Genomic DNA, 21,396 nt, shown 5'->3' on the forward strand with positions numbered 1-21,396 from the left:
GAACTTCTCTAAGGAATCTTAGTCCCTCACATATACATGTCTAACTTCTGAACCATAGGTTTCCAATCTAAGTGTACCAACACAAACAGGATATGGATCATTAATAATCAAACGAAGTGTCTCACCAGAATAATAGTATCCCCTGCAAAGTCGACAATGTCCGGAAATAAAACTTAAATAAGGTCTTCCATTGTCAATTTCAGATGTAGTCTCCGAAGCAGTAAAACTCGAATCAATATATGAGCCACGTTTCGATAATCCTGAATATGATCTACAATAATCTTTTGCGTCGGAATCTGAGAGCCCATATGGAATTATCCCGTCTTCCAAGTTATAGATGTAGTCTTGGGTATGAGTTATATCATAGTATTTACCAACCATTTGACAACTTGCTGGAACACAGTAATAACTAGTTAATTGTGCATATAAGGGAACATCAAGTGAATTACTACTTGTTGTAGATTTTATTGTTGCATCGCCACTGAGTTTTTCAATATTTTCTTCAGTGACTGCCGCATTAATATTAACTCCCTTATTCGTCGCTGCTTGTTCAATAGATTTTGTGAGTTGGTCGCTTATATCCCATTCCTTTAAATTCTCATCTACTCCATTCTCCAATCTCATCTCAAACATTGACCGCACTCCAATTTCGGTTTCGGTTGCGGGTTTATCTGGTACCACGTCAAGGGTGTATACATCTACAAATATCCGATGTTCAACGCCTGACTTGTCCTTTACTATGGTCATTGCCCCTATTTTGGGATAGCTATATACAACCATCTTAGTTGATGTGATTTCTCCATCTGGGTAATTTTCTTTGGTAATTTCTATTGATTTATCCATAGCTTCGGTCGCATTATACGGGTATGGATCAAATGCAATGTCGTTAAGTGAATTTCCAAGAGTCTTATTGGCAAAAATGTCAATTGTACCTATCAATTTTTTTTCTTTATATACTGAGAATTGATAAAATAATTTCTCACCATTTATGTCATAAAGCTCCTGTGGATTGGGATCAATAGATGCCCCAGTCCAGTTTTCAAAGCCTGGTGCATCAGCTGCTATAAAACTTATCATGTGCGCATTGGCATGCTTAAAAGCTTCTTCAGCAGTTACAGAATAATTATCCTCTTTCTGTGCACTTACGGCTGGTATCAATGCTATGCCAATCAGCATTATTGCTAAAATTAGCGATCCTATTCCAATTTTGTTCTTAATCATTCGTCTAACTCCTAGTTATTTTTTCCCTAGGAGGCAGGATCAAGCAAGCTTAAATATACGCAAAGCTAACATAATCATTGCCTCTTAGGGCAGAGTTATGGAGTTCGGGTGAACTTGGAAAGTACTTTTGAACTCCATAAATTACTCTTAGTTAGCTCCTTATAAGTTTTCTGTGTAAACTCTCGAACAATTGTTTTTCATACTTATTTTGATCCTGTAATAATTCCTTGACCTTTGATAGTTTGATGATTTGGCCAGAAATTATATATATGAGCATATTGCCTCCTCATATATTCAAGAATTTATATACAAACGTCAGAAGCACAATATACTCTCACATGTGATGATATTTATGAATGCCTAACAGTCTTACGGCAAAAGTATCTGTGTTTATGTCCTATGTGAGCTTGTAGAACATGTGAATCCCCTAAATTTTGACAGGCTTCACTAAAAATTAGATTATCTACATTTTAGACAGATTCTTATGAAATACTGCTCGTACTCTCACCTGCGGAATGGGCTATTCTCAGATCCACCTTAACAAAAATACTTCCCTCCAGGTAACCAAAGCCAAACTCGACAGCCTCCAGAGAGCCGGAGTGGAGTTAATGATCCATATGTGCCCGAACTGCCATATCCAGTACGACCGCTACCAGCCTGTAATTGAAAAAGAGTTCGGGGTAGAGTACGACATGGTGCACATGAATATTGCCCAGTTCGTAGCTCTTTCAATGGGAGCAGACCCCTACAAAGTATGCGGTTTCCAGACTCACTCCGTGCCTCTGGAAGGTTTTCTTGAAAAGGCCGGTTTAATATAAAATCCCGTTTTAAAGTTCAACCGGTCATCTTTTTTATTACATCGGGAGTGAAGAGGTCACGGTTTGAAGCGTTTTTAAAAACATGTATCTAAGTTACTGATTATAAATGTAGTCAATAGATACAGTAAAAATACTTTCATTATTTTCAAGCTCGTTGTTAGCTGGCGTTCTAATCTCACTTAGTGGGTTTGTAAACAATCCCAAAAGCGCTACGAGAGTTAGAAATACAATAAAAATAGTGATTACCTTGCCGATTTTACTCATGCCAACACCTATAAAATGAGGGGAGCATAAATCCCACTTATATACGGTTGATTTTTGAATCAGAGACTTCAATTATTTTTATTTCGAACCAGAATCTAAATGCATATACTTTTCCAACGACTTTTGCTTATCCAATCCACTGTAACTTCTTTTTGAACTTCCACTCCCATATTGGCAAGCCAAGCTTCCCAATGACGAAGCTTGGAGTATTACCCTACAATATCATCCAGACCTACAATCAAAACTTTCTCATTTGTTTCGAGTTCATTTTTTATCCTGATTGCATCCCTCTCCAGAATACAATTCTCTCCAACAACCCAGGGCGCTGATCCATCTCCAAACTGGATATAACACACAACAGCCTTTTTCAACTGAAGGTTATTTTTTTCCAGCATTGCGAGAACATTTTCATCTGGAACAAATTCTTCAGATAACATAATTATGTTATAATTTCCTTTTTTGATTTCAACTACAGAAGTCCAGTTTTCATCTTTCCTTAATTCATATATTTTATCTTCATCAACTTCTATGTAGTACATTCCTCGCCCAATATTAGAATTATAGTCTATGGTATAATTCACGGGTATGTCGTAATTTTCAAGAATGGCTTTAACTTCCGCCTCACTAGTTTCATTTTCAAATTGAATAAGTAAACCAGGTGTTTTAACTTCTTGAGATTGCATCATCAGTGCTAAGAAGGTTAGAAGAGCAATAAAAACAACTACTACTTTGCTAATTTTATTCACATCAATCACCGAAAAAAATGAGGAGTTTTAACTCCTCACATATATACGTTTATTTTCAGAACCGAATGCTTCCCAATAAGGTACACAGAAATATATGGGATTAGGATCACCTATACGCAAATATTCATTCGAACCACTTATTTTGTATCCACGACACATTCGAACATGACCTGAAACTCCACTCGCGAAGGGTCCACCATTGTTAATTTCATTCATAGCTCCAGCAAAAGATACAGTGTCTGTACTGAATGAATCAGGTTTATTCATTCCGTTGCTTGAACAATAATAAAGTAACTGATTGGGATAAGTAACCCCATTAGGAGCTACCCCATTCATCATTTCATATATAGTAGTTTGGTGAGGACTTTCATCATTGTAATATTTAGTAAGCATTTTGGCAGTTGCTGGAGCACAGTAGTAACTCGTTATTTGCGCATACACAGTAGCACCAAGATCTACTTCAACATCAGTTCTCGATTTTGTTATATCGGCACTGAGTTTTTTAATATTTTCTTCAGTGACTGCCGCATTAATACTAACTCCCTTAGTAGCTGCTGCTAAAACAAGTACACTTACTCCAATTTTATTACGGTTCATACTTTAATCTCCTGTGTATCTTATACCCAGGAGGCAGAATCAGGCAAGCTAAGCCTTAAATACAGACAAAGCTAACATAACTCATGCCTTTAGGACGTGTTTTGTGGAGTTCGGGCGGTACCTGGAAAGCACTTCTGAACTCCATAAATCCCTCTGATCTAACTCCTTATAAGCTTTCTGACTATATTCTTTAACTATTCGTTCTTCATACCTGTTTTGAATCTAAATTATCCCTTGAACGTTGATAGTTCGATGGTCTGGCCATAAAATATATTTATAAGTATTCGACTGCAATCATATTCTGTATATTTATAAAAATCCGAAGTAACACGAAATAAAATCTACTAAGCCAATACTGACATTGTCTCACAATATTCTTGAACTACTTTGCAGTCCCAGGGTCCCGGTATTTTCATCAGGACAAAAAGTAATCTGCAGCTACTCTGCAGCTTTTGCCATCATGCAGTTTTTGAGATATGCAGAACTCGAAATCTGGCACTAAGTTTTGTTAACTTTATAACTAAGGTGGATAAAATAGAGGCAGAATAAGAGGACTGGAATCGGAGGATTAGAAATACGGCGGAACAAATTGAAATTTCCCAGGCCATTTTCGAAGATGCAATTCAAATCCTGGCCCTTCAGAAACTGGCATACCAGAGTGAGGCTCGGATTTACAATGACTGGACCATACCTCCTTTGCTGCAGACCGTCGAAGAGATTCAAGACGAATTCGCTACCCATAAATTCCTTAAAGCTGTCAGCAAACACTCAATTATAGGATCTGTACGAACTCGTGTAATGGATAACACTTGCCATATAGGCAGGCTGATTGTGCACCCTGAATGGCAGAACCTGAGGATAGGCACTCGTTTGGTGACAGAGGTTGAACTTATGCACCGGGATGTAGTTCGATTTGAACTCTTCACCGGATCAAATAGCATCAGAAATCTTCATCTCTACCATAAACTGAGGTATCAGGAGTTAAGGCGGGAGCCGTTGGACAGCAAAGTTGAACTTGTATATTTGGAAAAGATAGTGATTGGAAAAAAGAAAAGTATCGGATATAAAAATCCTTGATTTTTAATATCCACTATAACCCGGAGTAGTGGCGTGATACCCGCTACTTGCAGCCGGGTACGTCACCACAACTTTTATTTTGATTTCCTATTTTGATTTCCATAACTTGAAAACTCAGATCGATTTCTCCCAGCCCTGTCCCATATCAACGAGAGGCCTAAGCTCAATAATCTCGAAGGTGGCAGTTGCGTATATCATCTTTGCCGCTTCCTCACCGGCCATTTTTGCGATCTGGCTTTTGATCATATCAAGCATTTCTCCTGAAGTCGCAGATTCCTTCATCTTCAGATAAACCCTGATCCCTTTCCATGCCATAATATCTGCTCCTGGTTCCATTATCAGGAACATTGCGTAAGGGTTCTCCTGAAGGTTTGCAAACGTGCGGTTCTTACCTGTTGCAATTACAACGGTCTTTTCATCGGTCATCTGAGGCGAGCCTAAAACAGCCGAATCTACCTTTCCGTCTTTACTCGCTGTGCTGAGAACCCCAATTCTCGGTTGCTTGTTAAAGTAGTCCATCAATTTTGACGTCATATTAAATCCCCTATCACAAACTTATTTTTTCGCTCTTTCCTTTAAAAATTGAATGAGCAGGCCGCTTGATCCGAAAGTACTGCCCGGAAAAGAGCTTTATTGGATATACAAGCTGCGATAAATATGAGTCGTAAGTATTTTTAAAACTTCGCCTGATGAGTGAAAAGTATTTTTAAAATAGGTGAAAGGAAGAAAAGGAGACCGGGGTCGGGGAAAGAGAAGGGGGAGAAAGGCCGGAAGGGCGTTTTAGATTTATTTCAAATTCAAACAAAATGTCCATAAATAAAAAGTAAAAGTGAAATACCTCAGAAGCACAATTTTTGTGTTTCATGTGTTATTTATTCAGCCCTTTAATTTAAAAACTTGCTATAATAGTCTACTTTCCAGCTTGCAGGTTCCTCGAATGGGATTTTCCGGTGGTTGTCAGAATGGCTGTCAGAATAATACTTATATTCTTTATTACTTCTATCTTCATTAATGAAATTTAATCTTTTGACCGATCTGCTGATTATTTTTGGTCTTTCGATCCCTGTTGTTTATATTTTTTTCAGGTTGAAGATATCTCCGCTCGTGGGTTTCTTGATTGCTGGCATCCTTGCGGGGCCGTATGGGCTTGGACTGATTCATGAGACTGAGAATATTGAGGTTATGTCAGAAATCGGAGTTGTCTTGCTGCTCTTTACTATCGGGATAGAGTTTTCCCTGCGCGAGCTCCTGAAAATAAAGAGGATCATACTCCTGGGAGGGGGGCTGCAGATATCTCTTACGGCTGCTGTTGTTTCTCTTCTCTTATGGTGGCTTGGTTATTCTCCTGAGACTGCGGTTTTCATGGGGCTTATTGTAGCGCTTAGCAGTACTGCTATTGTCCTGAAATTGCTGCAGGAAAAAGGGGAGATCTATAGCGCTCACGGGAGGATAGCACTCGGAATTCTTATTTTCCAGGACATAGCTGCGGTTTTGATAATCATCCTTGCCCCGCTGCTTGCAGGAGAGGCGGTGGTCGGAAGCGATCTTCTCGAGCTTTTATTCAGGGGGATAGGGCTTGTCCTTCTCACTCTTGTAAGTGCGCGTTACGTAGTTCCTTTTGTCTTATTCAATATGGCAAAAACACGCAACAATGAGCTTTTCCTGCTGAGCGTAGTCGTAATAGGGCTTGCTGTTGCCTGGATAACTTCCATAGCCGGGCTTTCCCTTGCACTCGGGGCTTTTCTGGCAGGGCTTATTATCTCCGAGTCCGAGTACGCTGCACAGGCTCTCGGGACGGTTATTTCTTTCAAGGACATGTTCATGAGCATCTTTTTTATTTCAACCGGGATGATGCTGAACCTTGACCAGATGTTAACTCATCTCCCACTGATTCTTACAGCCACTGCCCTTGTTCTTGTCCTGAAAACCACAGTAAACGCTCTCACCACTTTTCTCATAGGTTTTCCCCTGCATACCATGATCCTGGTTGGGTTTTCCCTGGCTCAGGTAGGAGAATTTTCTCTGGTCACTGCGCAGGTAGGCTTTGAAAATGGGATATTTTCTGAGACAATCTACCAGGAGTTCCTTGCCGTTACTGTGCTTTCTATGGTGGTAACTCCTTTTTTCACGGAACTGGGATACTATTCTGCAGTTTCCAGCCAACAACTTTCCCTTCCCAAAATATTGACAAATAACCGATACAGTTTGCAGGACGGAGGACAGGAAGAAGAGCTTGAGAACCATCTGGTTATAATAGGCTACGGAGTAAGTGGAAAAAATGTTGGAATTGCCGCAAAAAAGGCTTCTATACCCTATATAGTAATCGAGATCAATCCAGAGACTGTCCGGCAGGAAAAACTGAACGGGGTAAACATTATTTATGGGGATGCCGCTCAAAAAGCCGTGCTTGAACATACAGGCATCAAAACTGCCAAATCAATTGTAATAACTGCAGGCAATCCTGTAAGTACCTGGAAAATCATTGAAGTGGCTAACAGACTGAATCCTGACATTCATATTATTGCAAGGACTCACTTTCTGGACACAATTGACAGCTTTTATGCTCTCGGAGCTGATGAGGTTATCTCGGACGAATTTGAGTGTTCTATAGAGCTTTTCTCCAGGGTCCTGAACAAGTACATGGTTCCGGTTAAAGAGATTGAAACCATGAACAATCAACTTCGAGCTGATCATTATATGATGCTGCGTGGCCCTGAAATTCAGAGGAAAAATGTATCCGGACTGTCTCTTGACTTTTCTGGTGTGGAGGTCAAAAGTATAAGGGTTGAAAAACACTCCAAAGCTGCAGAGAAAACTCTTGGAGATCTTGATCTCCGAAATAAGTATGGGGTTACAGTTATTGCAATTTCCCGAAACCACAGGCTTATGTACGATCTGAGAGCTGAGACGAAATTTAGTCCAGACGATATCCTGCTTGTAATCAGTCCTCCAGAACAACTTGAGGAAATAAGGGAACTTTTTGAAAATGGTGCATGACAATACCATTTCTAAGAAAATGGCTTTGAAAGCTTTCACTCCTGGGTTCAGAATCTGTAGGAAAGGAATAAAATGAGAGGCAGGGATTGGAAAAGGAAAAGGGTAAAAAGGGAGAAAGGAGACATGGGGTAGAAGGACTGAGCTTCTTCTTGACCGGCCCGGCATGAGAAATATCTGTTTTCCAGGTTCCGCAGGGTGCGTTTAAAAAAGAAATAGAAAAGGATTCATTGTTTATCGGTTACTAAAAAAGTGAAAAAAAGAAGTTATGCTGTTCAGGCGGGGATCCCCATGTAAATTATATGAAGTTCCCTGGCAACATCCTCAGCACTATTATATTGCCTGTCCGAAAGCATGCCAAATTCCTGTAGTATGTCCGGGATTGCTCCAATCTTCCTTGCTTGCCCAATAATGTCGTTCCTTTTTACAGGAAAATCTATATTTTTTAATATCTCTTGAGTTTCCATGGGAAGTTCTGTAATAAATCCGCTTTTACTCTTAGTTTCCATAATATTTCCCCTTTACTTTTGTTTAGTCTACTTTAAATTCCCTGGCAACACCTGCAGCGTTTGTATACTCCTTTTCCAGGATTATTTCTATACCGCAGAATGTCGTCCCTGGCGTTACTATCCTTAGCGCCTAACAACATCTTCCTTTTTTGCAGGAAACTAGATGCCTGTTAAAGCTTTCTGAAGGAAACCTAACTTTTTTGTTAGTATTAATATCAATGATGATCTACTATTTAAATCTTAACACGTTTGTATAAAAATATGCTAAAAATTAATACATTTTTGTATTTTTGTATTAATATATATTTTTTATCAGTACTATTTTATGACAAAATTAACAAAAAAGAAACTAATCGGAATTCTTTTTCCTTATAGATAGACGACCAGCATAGAGTCCTTAGTGTCTCCAATCATTGATCTATTGCGGCGGTCTCTATCTCTCAAATTCTTGCCCTGTACTTGCGCCTGGAATTCCCCACCTGCCTGCACTTACAGGTAAGGAATTCCCGGAGTTGCAAGTTTGTTTATGGATTTAGAAGGCCTTTTCTGTTTTTCGGTCTGTTCGTATAGGCATTTGTATATATGATTATCTCTTATTTAATACTTATCCTCCTTTTCATATAATTTAATGTTATTAATTTGAATTTTTGTATTATTCTCTAAAAGAAAATCCATTTTTGTGGAAAGATGATGTAAGTGCTCATATTCAACTTAACAGCATCATTACCTTAAGTAATTATAATTTTCATAAACCTTCAACAGGAACCCTCTGAGTTTTAGCTCAGGGGTAGTTGACGTAACTCTCAAATCAGGTTCTGGTAACGTCTGTATAAGTTTATTGTACTAAAAACTCTTTTTGCTGATTCGAAAACACTATGATGACTTTTGGCCAGGTTTAGTTTCCCCTTCCTGTAATTTTCTAGAATAAGCATTGTATTGTGAGCTGGAATAACAGTAACAGAACTCTTGATATACTTTCTTGCCACACACGAAAAGTAGGTATTATGCTGAAGATCTTTTCAAAATAAATCGTTTGATATATTATTTATATATTATTTTTGTTGTTATATTGTTATGGATACTCATCTTCTCGATACCAAACTTTTTTATATTAGTTAGTATGTGAAAAAAACATATATAGTATTATGCATAATTACTAAAGTGTTATCTTACAACTATATTTGAGATCACTTGGTGGGTAATATTATGGAAACAGAACTTATGAGGATAGGGGTTTCCCTTCCCGATACTCTTCTTGGTAAGTTTGATGAGATTATTCAAAACAGAGGGTATTCTTCCCGCTCGGAAGGCATCAGAGATGCCATCAGGAGTTATATTTCCTACTATGAGTGGATGAATGACATTAATGGTCATCTTGTCGGAACAATTGCATTTATTTACAATCACACAAAACGTGGGCTTTCAAATTCCCTGACAGATATTCAGCATCACTACTCTCACCTGATAAAGTCTTCCATGTATGTTTACCTCGACCATGAAGACTGTTTTGAAGTAGTCGTTCTGGAAGGGGAAGGCAAAGAAATAGCAGAGCTTGCTGAAGCTATGATGGCTTTTAAAGGAGTAAAATTCTCAAAACTAATAACTATGGAATCAAACGAAATATCTGACCTTTCCATAGAAAATGTGAATCAATACTTCTGAACACCTGAGGAAACCAAACCTGAAAATAGGTGAAATCCATTTTGATTTTTCAGATTTGACTTTTTGATTGTCCTCCATATTCGGTTGACTTCCAAAATATTACTAAACATTTCTCTAGATAGTGCTGTTCCATACTTCAGGCGGCTGAGCCTATCTTCTTTGGCGCACAAAAACTCAAGCATTCTTTCCACTGAAAATAGCTATAAAAACTTCAATATCATGAGGAAAGAGATCACACGGTCAAACCGGCTAATCCTAAAAAAATGAAAATGCAAAGTGATAAAGAAAACTACTATCTAAGTCTAGAGTATCAATCCTGAAAACCCGTATTCCTGCCGAAGGCCGAATAAAAACACCCCATTACATATCCGGGAAACCTTCTAGCAACCTCGCCACAATGTCTGAAGCTGGATTTTGAGTATTTGAACCATCCAAAGCATTTACTTCTAATAAGAATTCTGGAAAGGTCGACGAACTCCCTGGTGGCTACTGTTTTATCTGTTTTAAGTCTTTATTTTGTCTAATTGAGATGAATACAGCCTGAATGTTTCTCCTGAAAAAGAGAACATTCTGGCGTCCCCTGAGGAAAACATAGTTATCTCAGGGTCTCCGGAAAAAGTGATGATCCCCGAAAAAATAAAAGAAGCTTACGGAATAGACGTCGATATCCTGGACCATAAAGGAAAAAGAATGATCGTTCCTGAGATTTAAACTCCAAATTTCAAAATCAGGCTAAGATCCTATCATGATCTACGTTTTAGACATTTAATGTTTTTATGCTAACGTTTTTCAGTTTTAATGCGAAGTTTCATAACTCATAAGAAACGAAAATTGAGTGTTTCAAACATATAATTTATTTGACGCAGATAGAGATTTATTTTGGGTCAGAGGGCGTCTAAAAAGTGAAATAACAAGTTATTCAGGGATTAAAAACAAAATTATATATATTTCTTTATAGTGAATTCTGAAACCTGAATTTCTTCACCATACCTATTCATTATTATTTAATTATCGAAAATTACCTTTTGATTATCTGAAAGGAGGCTTACTTTTGGGAACAATCAGCGAGAAAATCTTTTCCCGGGCAGCGGGAACAGAGGCAAAGGCTAACGATTTTGTGCTGGCAGATGTGGATTACGCAATGGCTCATGACGGCACGTCGGTGCTTGCCGTGAACGCTTTTAAGGAAATGGAGCTAAAAAAAGTCTGGGACCCTTCAAGGATCGTAATTCCTTTTGATCATATCGCGCCTGCAAACACCGAGACTTCAGCCACCCTGCAGAAGGAGATCAGGGAATGGGTAAAGGAGCAGGGAATCCCTAACTTCTATGAGGTCGGGGAAGGGATCTGCCACCAGGTCCTTCCAGAAAACGGCTTTGCACTGCCTGGGAAATTGATTGTTGGGGCTGACTCGCATTCTTGCACGTACGGGGCTTTCGGGGCTTTTGCAACAGGGGTGGGAGCTACCGATATGGCTGAAATTTTTGCCACGGGAAAGCTCTGGTTTAAGGTCCCGGAAAGCTTCAGGATGACGGTTGAAGGGAACCTTCCGAAAGGGGTCTATGCAAAGGACCTGACTCTTTACCTAATCGGAAAGACCGGGATTGCTGGTGCGACCTACAAAGCAGTTGAGTTTTACGGGCAGGCTATCAGTGAACTTACGGTTGCCGGCAGGATGACGCTCTGCAATATGGCAATTGAGATGGGTGCAAAGACCGGGATTGTCCCTCCCGATGAAAAGACCTTCGAATTCCTTAAAAACAGGGCAGTTGCGTCTTATGAACCTGTCTATGCTGATCCTGATGCGGCTTATCTGGAAGAGTTTTCTTATGATGCCGGAGATATCGAACCTCAGGTAGCCTGCCCGCATCAGGTGGATAATGTAAAGTCTGTAGGAGAGGTTGAAGGCACTCACATAGACCAGGTCTTTATCGGGACGTGCACGAATGGGAGGCTTGAAGACCTCGAGGTAGCAGCATCAGTCCTGAAAGGAAAAAAGGTTGCCGTCAGGACAATTGTGATTCCTGCCTCCCGCACTACCCTCCTTGCAGCAATCGAAAATGGGACGATGGAAACACTGCTGACAGCCGGGGTGACCCTTGCAACTCCAGGTTGCGGGCCCTGTCTTGGCGCCCATCAGGGCGTTCTCGGGGAAGGAGAGGTCTGTGTTTCAACCGCAAACAGGAACTTCAAAGGCAGGATGGGAAAAGACGGCCTTATTTATCTTGCGTCCCCTGCAACCGCAGCAGCCTCGGCCCTGACAGGCGAAATCACCGATCCGAGGACAGTTTGAACCGACAGTCTTTTAACAATATACAAATTCATCTTAAATCCAGCTAAACAAATTCATCTTAAATCCAGCTAAACAAATTCATCTTAAATCCAGCTAAAATTTATACCATGAATTCTATATTCTTAAGTAGGAGGGAATAGCTATAACTGAAGAACTTAGCCATGATAACCTTTCCCATTTAATTGAGCACTGGATCGAACATAACGAAAGCCACATAAAGAGTTTTAAAGAATGGGCTCAGAAAGCCAAAAAAGATGGTTTTCTCGAAGCCTCCGCAGATATTCTTGAGGCTGCCAACAAGGTCGAGGAAGCAAATGAGCTCCTTAGCAAAGCAAGAGAAGGACTTTTCCATCTCCACAACGAATAACTATAATAGCTAAATGTCCATAACTTTTTCTTCATTATTTATGTGCCGGGCCTGTACCCGCCACTTTTTTTCTTTTTCTTTTTTGTTTGCCTCTTCTTACCTGCTTTATCTTCTCAAGATTTCACCCTGCATGTTCTGCACGGACCAGAAGTGCCTTTACATTTTTTAACTCAGTAAGCAGCTCTCCAACTTCCGGCTCTTCCAGATCTTTCATAAAGCTTTGTTCCTCTTCTGGGTACAGGTCATCACTGTTCAGCAGCTCTTCGATCAAGTTATTTCCAAAAAGACTCGCTGAAGAGTTATTTTTGTTTTCGGGCTTTGCTTTATCAATGGGAATTGAGCTGGAATTCCCGCTTGAAACTTTATTCTCGCTCATTTTTCCTATTGAGAAAGGATCTGCAACTTCTATTTTTTCTGCATTCTCCAGATAAGTTTTATCTTCCTTTTTTTCACCGGCTCTGCTTTTTGGGTTTGCTTTTTCTGCATTATTTACTACAATAGTTTGGCTGGTGTCAGATATCATATCTTCAGATGTTTTTACTTCAGGTGTTTTCTCTTCAGATTTCTCATCTATTCCCTTAACCTCGATCTCCATCCCACTAACTTTTATCTCTGAAAATCCGGTATCTGCCGTGTGCAAAGAATCATTTTTGGCTTCAAGGGTTCCGGACATTTTTACACGTACTTTTCTGGGAAGTGGGGGGAAAATTTCTTCCCACCAGGGTAATTCTGATATTTCTTCGTTTTTTTCTTCTTCTGCTTTCTGGATTAGATCAATGCGGGTCTCAATCTCTTTTTTTTCTTTTATTAGCTTTATTATTTTTCTCTTAACCGGTTCTCTCTTCTTTGTTAAATAATCCACATTTTCGACACGTTTTTTGATATTTGCATCAGCTGTTCTTGGCTTGAATATTAAAGCCTTTAAGCCACTTACTCTCATACCCTTTAACCCATTTTTTCTCAGTTCTTTTAATCCGTTTGCCCTTAAATATTTTATACTGTTCATCAAATTACCTCCCACAAAGTCTGATTTATTCTGGTTTCAAAACTTTCTTTCGAAACCTTTCTTTATGCTCAACTAATTATATTTTCCTCAACTGAAAACTTCTTTCAGATCTCAAATGTGAATATCCTCGATACAACCGGAGGTATAAGGATCATACAAAATCCTGAAATTCCGGACATCAGGCCCCCATAGAAAAAAAGTTTATAATTTCCTCCGCCTTCCACAATCTTTACTACGAGAGTGTTTGAAATCGTAAGGATAATTATCACGGAAAAAGTGAATTTATATAGTATAGGCACGCTTCCGGCTACACTGAACATGCTCACCCCCATTTCAGATATCCCACTCATCCCCCCTTCCATGTACATATAAGGTTCGCTCATCCTGGATACGAGCCCGCTGAATTTGGAAATAATTTCCGTTATAAAGATCAAAAGTCCAACCATTACAGTATGCAGGATTATGGCAAGTCCCCTGAAACTGGAACTGATTAGCTGTCGTTTCATTCTCAGGAGAACAATTGATAGGCTTGAGGTTGAAACTATGTTTCCTATCTCAGCCGGATCCCCTCCAAGTTCGACTGCGTCGGTAAAGGTCCTCGAACACCTGTTGATAAGTTCGGAGCCTGTTTCTCCTATGAATTTCTCCCAGCAAAGCCTGGATTTAAATCCCATGGAAAGTCCCATGTGCAGTTCTTCAACTCCGGGCTTGAGACAGCCTATGTTTTCCCGATCAAGTTTTTCCATTGCACTATTTATAGTGGTTCCCGTCGCTCCGGCAAGGGTCCCCAATGCCTTTACGAAAGCAGGAAAACTGCTGTCTCTTTCATCGATTTTTCGATCATCAACCATAGCAAGGGTTCCTATCGGAAGAATAAAAAAAGTCACTCCAACCAGAATAAATTCCAGTCTTATCCCGAGCAAAATTAGAGCAGTAAGAAAAACCGAACCGAGAGGAAGCAGAATCCGGCCCAAGAACCTGATCTGCTCCTGTTCCTTTGATTTACAGCTAAGGGTATGTACTTTTTTTTCGGCAGGAGCTGACCTGTATATAATGTAAATGGCAAGTCCACATATTAAAAGAGTTAACAATACTATCAGGGAAGCAAGGGTTTCTATATCTGCGGTATTATAGATCATGACCGAAACAAGGACAGTAGTAACAACGAGAGTTACGGAGACCATCAGGGCAGTATAACCCTCGGTCCATTTTTTTAGAGACTCAACACTTCTTTCGTACTCATTAGAGTAGATCTCTTCCCTTGTGATTTTTTCCTGTTTCAGGAAGTTTTTCTCAGGCTCTCCCGAAGAAAGGATATTTGACATCGTGCCAAATAGGCTTGAAAGATAGGTGTCCTTTAATTTCTGGGAAATATACTTGCAGGCCTTTGCATATTCGTATCCCCACTTTGAGGCAAGAATATGTACCTGCCTGAAATATTTTGAAGCCTCGTACTCCTTCTGGCGCCCGGCGTAATCGAATATTCTGTTTCTTTCAATATCCGCAGTTGAAATAGCTGCCATATACGTTAGCAGGAAAAGCATATCATCGTTGACTCTTTCAGTAATTTTTGTGTTCTTCTGCTTTTGGGCAAGGTTAATATATCCTTCAACTCCCGGTTTTGCAGCATTTGTTTTTAAGCTTGGAGCCATCTGCACACACTTCATGATGTTAACCCCTCTCCTCTAACTGGATCAGTGTGTCGAATAGTTCATAAAAATTGGTAATATTTGCCTGGTGAATTTTTCTCAGGATTCTTGCCCTTATGTCAAGTTCAGAGTAAATCTTTCGTGCCTGGTTTTCTGAAATTCCGAGGCGTGGGGCAATTTTATGTTCCAGAAGGTAAGAGTTGTTTTTTCCTGTGAACTTGAATGTGTCTGTACCAGGGTCCCATTTGAATATATCCATAAAATTGAAAGCCTGATTCACAGAGTCATAGCTTATGATCTCGTTTATGCTCATGACCCTTCTTCCAAGCCCTTTTCCCGGAACGTTTACAGTACTCAGGACAAGAACAACATTCAGGTTATCCACATAATTTTTGGGGACATTTATAGGGTCACCCGTCAGCCTCTGGATAAGTTTCTCTACTGAGGCGGCATGGAACGTGGACATTACAGGGTGTCCTGTTTGCATTGCCTGAAAAGCAATATTTCCTTCAACCCCACGGATTTCTCCTATTATAATCTCATTTGGACGCTGGCGCAGGGATGCTTTTAACAGGTCAAACATAGAGATATCAGACCCGCTACCATCTCTTGTAGTCCTTGTAACCTCCCGGGTCCAGTTTTTATGGGGAACCTGTAGTTCCGGGGTGTCTTCGATAGAAACTATTTTTGAATCAGGTGGAAGAAAAGTAGCCATTGCATTCATCATTGTGGTTTTTCCTGAGGCTGTTTCCCCTGAGACAAAGCAGTTCATTCCTGCCCTGAGCATTATCCACATGTATGCAGCCATCGTGTAGTCAATTGTTCCGAACTCAATAAGTTCGAAGATTGAAATAGGGGTTCTCATAAATTTCCTGATGGTGAAATTGCTCCCTCGCCTCGATACATCTTCCCCGAAAACGATATTAATCCTTGATCCGTCCGGAAGAGCGGTATCGACTATAGGGTTCCTGTAAGTGATTGGTTTTCCTACTTTTTCGGATATCTGTATGACAAAATAATTGAGTTCTTCAATTTCCTCAAATGAGATTGTTGTTTTAAGAGATGAAAATACCTTATGCTCAACAAAGATCCTGCCAAGCCCGCTGCAGCTTATATCTTCTATATTTGAGTCAAGAAGTAAAGGTTCGAGCACTCCCATCCCCATCTTGTCCCTAATCATCAGGTATTTGATTGCATTGAATTCTTCAGGCGTTACGGGAACTTTCTGCAGTTTTCTTGTTCTGAATGCTTTGCCAGCTTCCTTCAAGTTTTCAAAAATACTGGATTTTTCGTTGTTATTTTCGTTCTTCAGGTTTTTTTTTTCTTTACCTGTATTTTTCTTCTTTCCCCCTATTTTTCCTCCCAATGTCCTGTCATTTTCCTTTAAATTTTCTTCTACTTCACAAGTTTTTTCCAGGGTTTTTTCCAGGAGCTTTTTCTTTTCTTCAGGGTCTTTTGTAGTAATATCCTGATCATGTATTACATCAATGAGTAACTTTTCTACTGCCTCAATTCTACTTTCCAGGTTCTGGAAAAGGCAGGGTTCTATGGGAATATAATAGTTTCTTATGTCTTCCTTATCCGGATATATGTGAATGGCAAGCCCTTTCCCGGCAGGATAGATCAGGTTAGGGTGTTTGATGTTTTTCATGGATCTCGAAATCCTTGGATAGAATTCCGGAAATCCTATTTCTTCTGTAGGGAGCCTGCAGATATAATCAAAGACATGGAGGTTTTCTTCCCTACCAATAAACTCCTGCAGTTCTAAGGAGAGGCTTGAGAACATCTCTTCTCTGGAGCGCCCCCTATTTTCCGGTTCAGGCAATGGGTCAAAAGGTAGAGCTTCCATCACAACTCCTCATTCGGTTTTTTTCTCCGATTTCCATCTTTCCGGACACTCTTTCATTTTTTCAAGCTTTAACCTTCGAATAAGGAATTATTTTTAACCCAAATTCACTGTCCACATCAAAACTCAACAGATTTCCTGTAATTTTTCTTGCACCTCTCAGTTTCTGGATTTCCATAGTTTTTACCCACTGATCCCCTACCTGCTCTATTCTGAGCTCAAAAAAGGCACTGCAAACTGACCTTAGCCTGTAAAGCACTGCCTGCGAAAATGCATATTCATGCACGCTAATGAGAATGGTCTTTCCCCTGTCGCACAGCTTTACGCATTCAGTAAAGAAGTTTAACACTGCATTTTCCGAAGCGTTCACCGCAAAGATTGTCAGGGAATCTATAAGGATCAGTTCTTCATCGCATCTTTTTACACATTCCAGAAGTACCTGAAGCAGGCTTTCACTCAACCGGGGATTTTCCTCAACATAGCTTGCATTAATTTCGAATATCTTTGATCTCCCTGTTATGAAGTAATCCGAAATCCCGAGCTTCAAGCTCTCCATCTGGTCAAGAAGTTCTTTTGAGGTCTTTTCCGTCGTTAGAGCAAGAACCTTTTTATCTTCGTTGAGGGCTCCCCATATTATCTGCTGCAAAAAAATAGACTTCCCACTATCTTTTCCTCCTTCGAGAAGGCAGAGTGAGCCTACAGGAACGCCTCCCTCCAGTTTCCTGTCTATTTCCAGGTTTCCGGAAGATATGAACTCCAGTAATACTTTCTCTTTCTCTTTCTCTTTCAGGTCACTGAATACTTCTTCATAGACCAATTCTTTTTCAAATAGTACTCCATTACCCTTGTTTCCTTCCATTTCTCTTTCCACCTTTCTCCGGGATCCCCACAAAATCCCTTAATTTTTCTGTCAGCCTATTTTATCGGAATAGTCTTTGATCACGGAGTCATAACTGAAATGTTATCCTTTGAAATATCGTGAAGCTTTCACTCCATTGGGGACAGTTACCAGAAGCCAGTTTATGCTGGAGTTTTCCGGGGGATCTGAGGCATTCAGTCGGATCTGCAATTTCATTTCCTCTCCCGGATCAAAGACTCCAGGGTTTATCAGGTCAGGAACAATATCTAATTTTGTCCACCTGTTCTCAAAAAGGACTTCGCCTTTCTGGTAAGGAATCCAGGCCGTTTTCATAGTGCCTGCTTTATCTTGATAAGCAACGATTACGTCCATATAAGTAAAATCCTCAATTTTTATCGAACCTGTGTTCTGCAGGGATACCAGAATATCTGCTTTGTCTATAGAGACGCCTGTAATCTCTATTTCTGTTTTTAATATCTCGTTCCTGTTTTCCTGCATCTCAACGACTGAATTAGAGAGTCCGTCTGCCATGTAGAACCCTCCCTTCGAGCAGACATACGATGCCAGGAGGATGGTTGCAACTGAGATCATCGCTGCAATTATTGACCCGAACCCCATCATGACACCGTGAAATAGGTCTCTTCAGAAACCCCGTTGTATGTACTGAACTTGATGAAGTATTTCTTTCCGCTCACAGGCAACTCTACAGGTTTAATTTTTATGCGCAGTGTCTCCCCTTTATCCCAGTTATCGTCCCCATTCTGTTCGATCAGGTAGCTCCAACCCGGAGTCAGATCTCCGTTTTTATCATATGGTATGCGCTCAAAGTTTCCGGTCTCCCCAAAAAAGAGGTCAGATGCAGGAATTATGCCTGAAGATATTTCCTTGCATCCCACATTCTTTATCCAGACATGTATTTCAGTGCCTTCAGCGCTTGTTGCTTCATGCAGAATTTCTATATCTGTCATGATCTGATCTCTCATAGAGTCCGTACGGCTCATTATTGGGTCTCCGGCAGAGATGACTGAGGGGTACACAGCTGAAACAAAAGCAAATGCACAGATAACGGATGCTATTGTCAGAATTGCAGAGCTTATCGATTCCCCACTCAAATTTCGACCCTCGCTTTACTTATCCTTTTTTTCAGATCGGATAAGTTGATATTAATCGGTTGATGGTTGGTTAATTGATTCCATACGAAAAGGATTGAAATTAATTCAGACTAGCCGGATCAGACCCTGGCCAAAGCAGTTAATTTCATCATCATCTTAGTTTTTCCTTATTTTCAAACTCAGTTGAAGACAATCCCTGTTTTCTTCTCTTTTTCTTTCCAGCCCGGAGATGTTTCATAAAGTGGTTGAATACTCTTTCTAGGGTCTTCCGGGTTCAGGATTGCGCTTAACTGTGAAATCACCATGATGTTGTCCTTCATACTAACCCTTTCTTCTACAGTGGGTTCTTCAATTGAAAGGTTTGCAATATTTTCAATAATCCTTTTTGTATCTTCAGGGAGCTGTCCGATAAGAGTATAGAGGGTCAGCAGTTCTTCGAGGTTGCTGTGTCCTATTGTTCTGACAGCATAATCCACCCATCGCATAAGCTCTACAAGCATGAATGTGTCAATTTTTCGGGAACTCTCAGGGCCGGGTATCTGTATTTCTTGTTTCTGAACATTCTGGCCAGAATGTTCCTGGCTAGTCATGGCTAATTTCAGGGACGTTTTGTTATTTTTTGTAGTTTGGTTTCTAGACTCCGAAATTCCTGGAGTGGGCTTGAGTCCATTTCCTCCATCATCAGTCACAAATAGCTGGTTATTTGCAGATTCCTCTTTCTCCGGTACTCCAATCTTCAATGTTTCAAGGCTCGAGATGCCGTAGAAAGGATTTTCATTTTTGTTCACCATATCCCTTATATCCACAAGTAATTCTTTGATTTCCCCTTTAATGATTTTAAGTTCGGTTTCTATTTCGTTCACTCTTTTATCCAGTTCCATACTGACCACCTGAAAACGAAAATGAAATTTTTCCCGTTTTCATAACAGTAAAAAAGGGGGAAGTATCCCTGACGTACTAGGGATTACTTCAGGTTCATGACGTTGTCAATCTGTGGGGGTGTGATTCTGGAGATAGGGACGATTGCACCAACCTTCGGTTTTACTTCAAGCCTGAACTCTCTATTAACCACATCGGTCGTGTTATCTCTCTGCAGCATTGCATCTTCGGGGACCTCAACGGTGATTTGCACTTTTTCGTGCTTCTCCAATATGGTATCCCCATCGTTATCCCCTATAAACTCTTGAGTCCAGGTTGTATTTGCTTTATAAGCAGCGCTATCGGAGTAGGATATAATCAGCATTCCTTCGCTACTGTCAACTCCTATATCCACCGGGGACTGACCTGCAGTTAGTTGAAGAGTCAATATTATCTCGTTCACTTTATTTTCGCTACTTTTTGCTATCACGTCGCCTGCAAGCCCAAAGGAAGACGTTGTCTGTTTTACACCCTCATCAATTGTTGCCTTAGCGGTATCAGAGGTCGTAAACCCAGCCCCGAGGATTACATAAGAGAAAACGGCTGCCACCACCACAAAAGCGGTCAGCACGATTGCGGATTCAAGCCCTGTAAAGGCTTTTTCGTCTTTTCTAAAGATGTTAGAAATCCCTTTCATTCTGTTTTCACTCCATTATTGTTTGAGTGAAGATATATAGAAAAGTCAAAAGTCTCCATTTTCCAGTTCCTGAAATTCTAAATTTTTGGACTGTAGTTTGCTATACGAACTATCTTCTCAGGAGCTGATGCTTATGGTTCCCGGTTAACTGACCCCCCTATAAACATACTCGCAATTTTACAACAGATATTCAATTTTACAACAGATATTATCACTCTTCTAATTTATTAACTTTTGCTAGAATATTCTACAGTTCTTTATATTAATCTTTATTTAATATTTTGATGGCTCATCTTTATCCGATTGATGCTTTTAAACACCTGAATGTCAGCAGTTCCTTTAAAGTCCATTTTGAGTTTACAATTCCTGCCTCTCTTGTAGGTGTACTTTTGCATTCAATCCCTCTTTCATCTTTGTATCTTAATCCTCCATGCCCTCTACAGAAGTTAAAATGCGCGCAATATAATCTCATTTGATATTCTAACCATTCTTTCGCTTTCGAAAACCCTATATTTTTCCTCGAAACTCTGTTGTTATTTTGTCTAAAAGTCAGATTTTGTCTTTCTTTGTTTCTTTGGTTTTCCACTTTTCTCAGTTCTTGGGAACTCTCTCAAAAATCTAAATTGTTTCAAAAGAGCTTCTATATAAAAGTTAAGCTCATCTGTGACAAAAAGAAAAATTTTATCTGAAAGATGTTTATTAACTAACTCAACCAGTTTGTCTGCAATATGCTGTTTTCTTGGACTATTGTAAAGTCAAGTATTGGCCTACAACCTGGTGCAAAGGCTACCCACATCCATAAATCAAAGATATCCGGGTAG

Annotated in this window: 20 protein-coding genes and 1 pseudogene; 6 read left to right on the plus strand and 15 right to left on the minus strand. The window is 39.9% G+C overall.

Annotation, left to right across the window (positions count from 1 at the left end):
* Window positions 1-18: 18 nt before the first annotated feature.
* A complete protein-coding gene (locus MSWHS_RS05415; RefSeq protein ID WP_048126655.1) occupies window positions 19-1,221 on the minus strand; it encodes a C39 family peptidase in 1,203 nt (400 codons plus the stop codon).
* Between the two features lie 515 nt (window positions 1,222-1,736).
* Here MSWHS_RS05415 and MSWHS_RS05420 point away from each other — a divergent pair.
* On the plus strand, window positions 1,737-2,039 hold the full coding sequence (locus tag MSWHS_RS05420) for a heterodisulfide reductase-related iron-sulfur binding cluster (RefSeq protein ID WP_048126658.1): 303 nt from the start codon (window positions 1,737-1,739) through the stop codon (window positions 2,037-2,039).
* Between the two features lie 473 nt (window positions 2,040-2,512).
* Here the strand turns inward: MSWHS_RS05420 and MSWHS_RS05425 are convergent, their stop codons facing one another.
* Both MSWHS_RS05425 and MSWHS_RS05430 read right to left on the minus strand, forming a co-directional pair.
* Window positions 2,513-3,049 (minus strand): UPF0228 family protein, encoded by a 537-nt coding sequence (locus MSWHS_RS05425; protein WP_011024107.1) that lies wholly within the window; start codon window positions 3,047-3,049, stop codon window positions 2,513-2,515.
* A 27-nt stretch (window positions 3,050-3,076) separates the two neighbouring features.
* Window positions 3,077-3,646, minus strand: a complete 570-nt coding sequence (locus MSWHS_RS05430) for a C39 family peptidase (protein ID WP_231585591.1) — start codon at window positions 3,644-3,646, stop codon at window positions 3,077-3,079.
* Between the two features lie 361 nt (window positions 3,647-4,007).
* Here MSWHS_RS05430 and MSWHS_RS20035 point away from each other — a divergent pair, with 361 nt between their 5' ends.
* Both MSWHS_RS20035 and MSWHS_RS05435 read left to right on the plus strand, forming a co-directional pair.
* Window positions 4,008-4,148 carry a hypothetical protein gene (locus MSWHS_RS20035; RefSeq protein WP_156151191.1) on the plus strand — a complete coding sequence of 47 codons (141 nt, stop codon included), beginning with the start codon at window positions 4,008-4,010 and terminating at the stop codon, window positions 4,146-4,148.
* Window positions 4,149-4,342: 194 nt separating this feature from the next.
* Window positions 4,343-4,723 carry an N-acetyltransferase gene (locus MSWHS_RS05435; protein ID WP_231585592.1) on the plus strand — a complete coding sequence of 127 codons (381 nt, stop codon included), beginning with the start codon at window positions 4,343-4,345 and terminating at the stop codon, window positions 4,721-4,723.
* A gap of 114 nt (window positions 4,724-4,837) precedes the next feature.
* Here MSWHS_RS05435 and MSWHS_RS05440 read toward each other — a convergent pair whose 3' ends face one another.
* Window positions 4,838-5,257 carry a pyridoxamine 5'-phosphate oxidase family protein gene (locus tag MSWHS_RS05440; RefSeq protein ID WP_048126661.1) on the minus strand — a complete coding sequence of 140 codons (420 nt, stop codon included), beginning with the start codon at window positions 5,255-5,257 and terminating at the stop codon, window positions 4,838-4,840.
* 477 nt (window positions 5,258-5,734) lie between these two features.
* Here MSWHS_RS05440 and MSWHS_RS05445 point away from each other — a divergent pair, with 477 nt between their 5' ends.
* The gene (locus tag MSWHS_RS05445) at window positions 5,735-7,720 is read left to right on the plus strand and encodes a cation:proton antiporter (RefSeq protein ID WP_048158840.1); all 1,986 of its coding nucleotides are present in this window, start codon (window positions 5,735-5,737) and stop codon (window positions 7,718-7,720) included.
* A 272-nt stretch (window positions 7,721-7,992) separates the two neighbouring features.
* On the opposite strand, the gene MSWHS_RS05450 is transcribed toward MSWHS_RS05445, so the two are convergent.
* The gene (locus MSWHS_RS05450) at window positions 7,993-8,226 is read right to left on the minus strand and encodes a DUF2795 domain-containing protein (RefSeq protein ID WP_048126665.1); all 234 of its coding nucleotides are present in this window, start codon (window positions 8,224-8,226) and stop codon (window positions 7,993-7,995) included.
* A 1,206-nt stretch (window positions 8,227-9,432) separates the two neighbouring features.
* Between MSWHS_RS05450 and nikR the strand changes: the two genes are divergently transcribed.
* Together nikR and hacA are read left to right on the plus strand one after the other, a co-directional pair.
* Complete coding sequence (gene nikR / locus MSWHS_RS05455) at window positions 9,433-9,888, plus strand: nickel-responsive transcriptional regulator NikR (protein ID WP_048158841.1); 456 nt, start codon at window positions 9,433-9,435, stop codon at window positions 9,886-9,888.
* Window positions 9,889-10,948: 1,060 nt separating this feature from the next.
* Entirely contained in the window at window positions 10,949-12,181 is a 1,233-nt protein-coding gene (gene hacA / locus MSWHS_RS05460) for a homoaconitase large subunit (protein WP_255350511.1), read from the plus strand.
* Window positions 12,182-12,359: 178 nt separating this feature from the next.
* On the opposite strand, the gene MSWHS_RS21240 is transcribed toward hacA, so the two are convergent.
* From MSWHS_RS21240 to MSWHS_RS19000, 10 genes and pseudogenes are all read right to left on the minus strand, one after another.
* The gene (locus MSWHS_RS21240; protein ID WP_231585593.1) at window positions 12,360-12,539 is read right to left on the minus strand and encodes a hypothetical protein; all 180 of its coding nucleotides are present in this window, start codon (window positions 12,537-12,539) and stop codon (window positions 12,360-12,362) included.
* Between the two features lie 130 nt (window positions 12,540-12,669).
* A complete protein-coding gene (locus MSWHS_RS05465) occupies window positions 12,670-13,554 on the minus strand; it encodes a hypothetical protein (RefSeq protein ID WP_048158842.1) in 885 nt (294 codons plus the stop codon).
* A gap of 104 nt (window positions 13,555-13,658) precedes the next feature.
* The gene (gene flaJ / locus MSWHS_RS05470; RefSeq protein WP_048126675.1) at window positions 13,659-15,221 is read right to left on the minus strand and encodes an archaellar assembly protein FlaJ; all 1,563 of its coding nucleotides are present in this window, start codon (window positions 15,219-15,221) and stop codon (window positions 13,659-13,661) included.
* 4 nt (window positions 15,222-15,225) lie between these two features.
* Window positions 15,226-17,052 (minus strand): type II/IV secretion system ATPase subunit, encoded by a 1,827-nt coding sequence (locus MSWHS_RS05475; protein ID WP_048126677.1) that lies wholly within the window; start codon window positions 17,050-17,052, stop codon window positions 15,226-15,228.
* Between the two features lie 61 nt (window positions 17,053-17,113).
* On the minus strand, window positions 17,114-17,908 hold the full coding sequence (locus tag MSWHS_RS05480) for an ATPase domain-containing protein (protein WP_048130240.1): 795 nt from the start codon (window positions 17,906-17,908) through the stop codon (window positions 17,114-17,116).
* A 102-nt stretch (window positions 17,909-18,010) separates the two neighbouring features.
* The gene (locus tag MSWHS_RS05485) at window positions 18,011-18,529 is read right to left on the minus strand and encodes a hypothetical protein (protein WP_231585594.1); all 519 of its coding nucleotides are present in this window, start codon (window positions 18,527-18,529) and stop codon (window positions 18,011-18,013) included.
* The gene (locus MSWHS_RS05490) at window positions 18,526-19,020 is read right to left on the minus strand and encodes a hypothetical protein (protein ID WP_048126681.1); all 495 of its coding nucleotides are present in this window, start codon (window positions 19,018-19,020) and stop codon (window positions 18,526-18,528) included. The genes MSWHS_RS05485 and MSWHS_RS05490 overlap by 4 nt, the downstream gene beginning before the upstream one ends.
* A 179-nt stretch (window positions 19,021-19,199) precedes the next feature.
* On the minus strand, window positions 19,200-19,901 hold the full coding sequence (locus MSWHS_RS05495; RefSeq protein WP_048126683.1) for a hypothetical protein: 702 nt from the start codon (window positions 19,899-19,901) through the stop codon (window positions 19,200-19,202).
* An 83-nt stretch (window positions 19,902-19,984) separates the two neighbouring features.
* Window positions 19,985-20,575 (minus strand): archaellin/type IV pilin N-terminal domain-containing protein, encoded by a 591-nt coding sequence (locus tag MSWHS_RS05500; protein ID WP_048126685.1) that lies wholly within the window; start codon window positions 20,573-20,575, stop codon window positions 19,985-19,987.
* 295 nt (window positions 20,576-20,870) lie between these two features.
* Window positions 20,871-21,374 (minus strand): annotated as a pseudogene (locus MSWHS_RS19000) (IS1 family transposase); the annotation flags it as partial.
* Window positions 21,375-21,396: the final 22 nt, after the last annotated feature.

Source organism: Methanosarcina sp. WWM596 (genome assembly GCF_000969965.1).
Lineage (GTDB): Archaea > Halobacteriota > Methanosarcinia > Methanosarcinales > Methanosarcinaceae > Methanosarcina.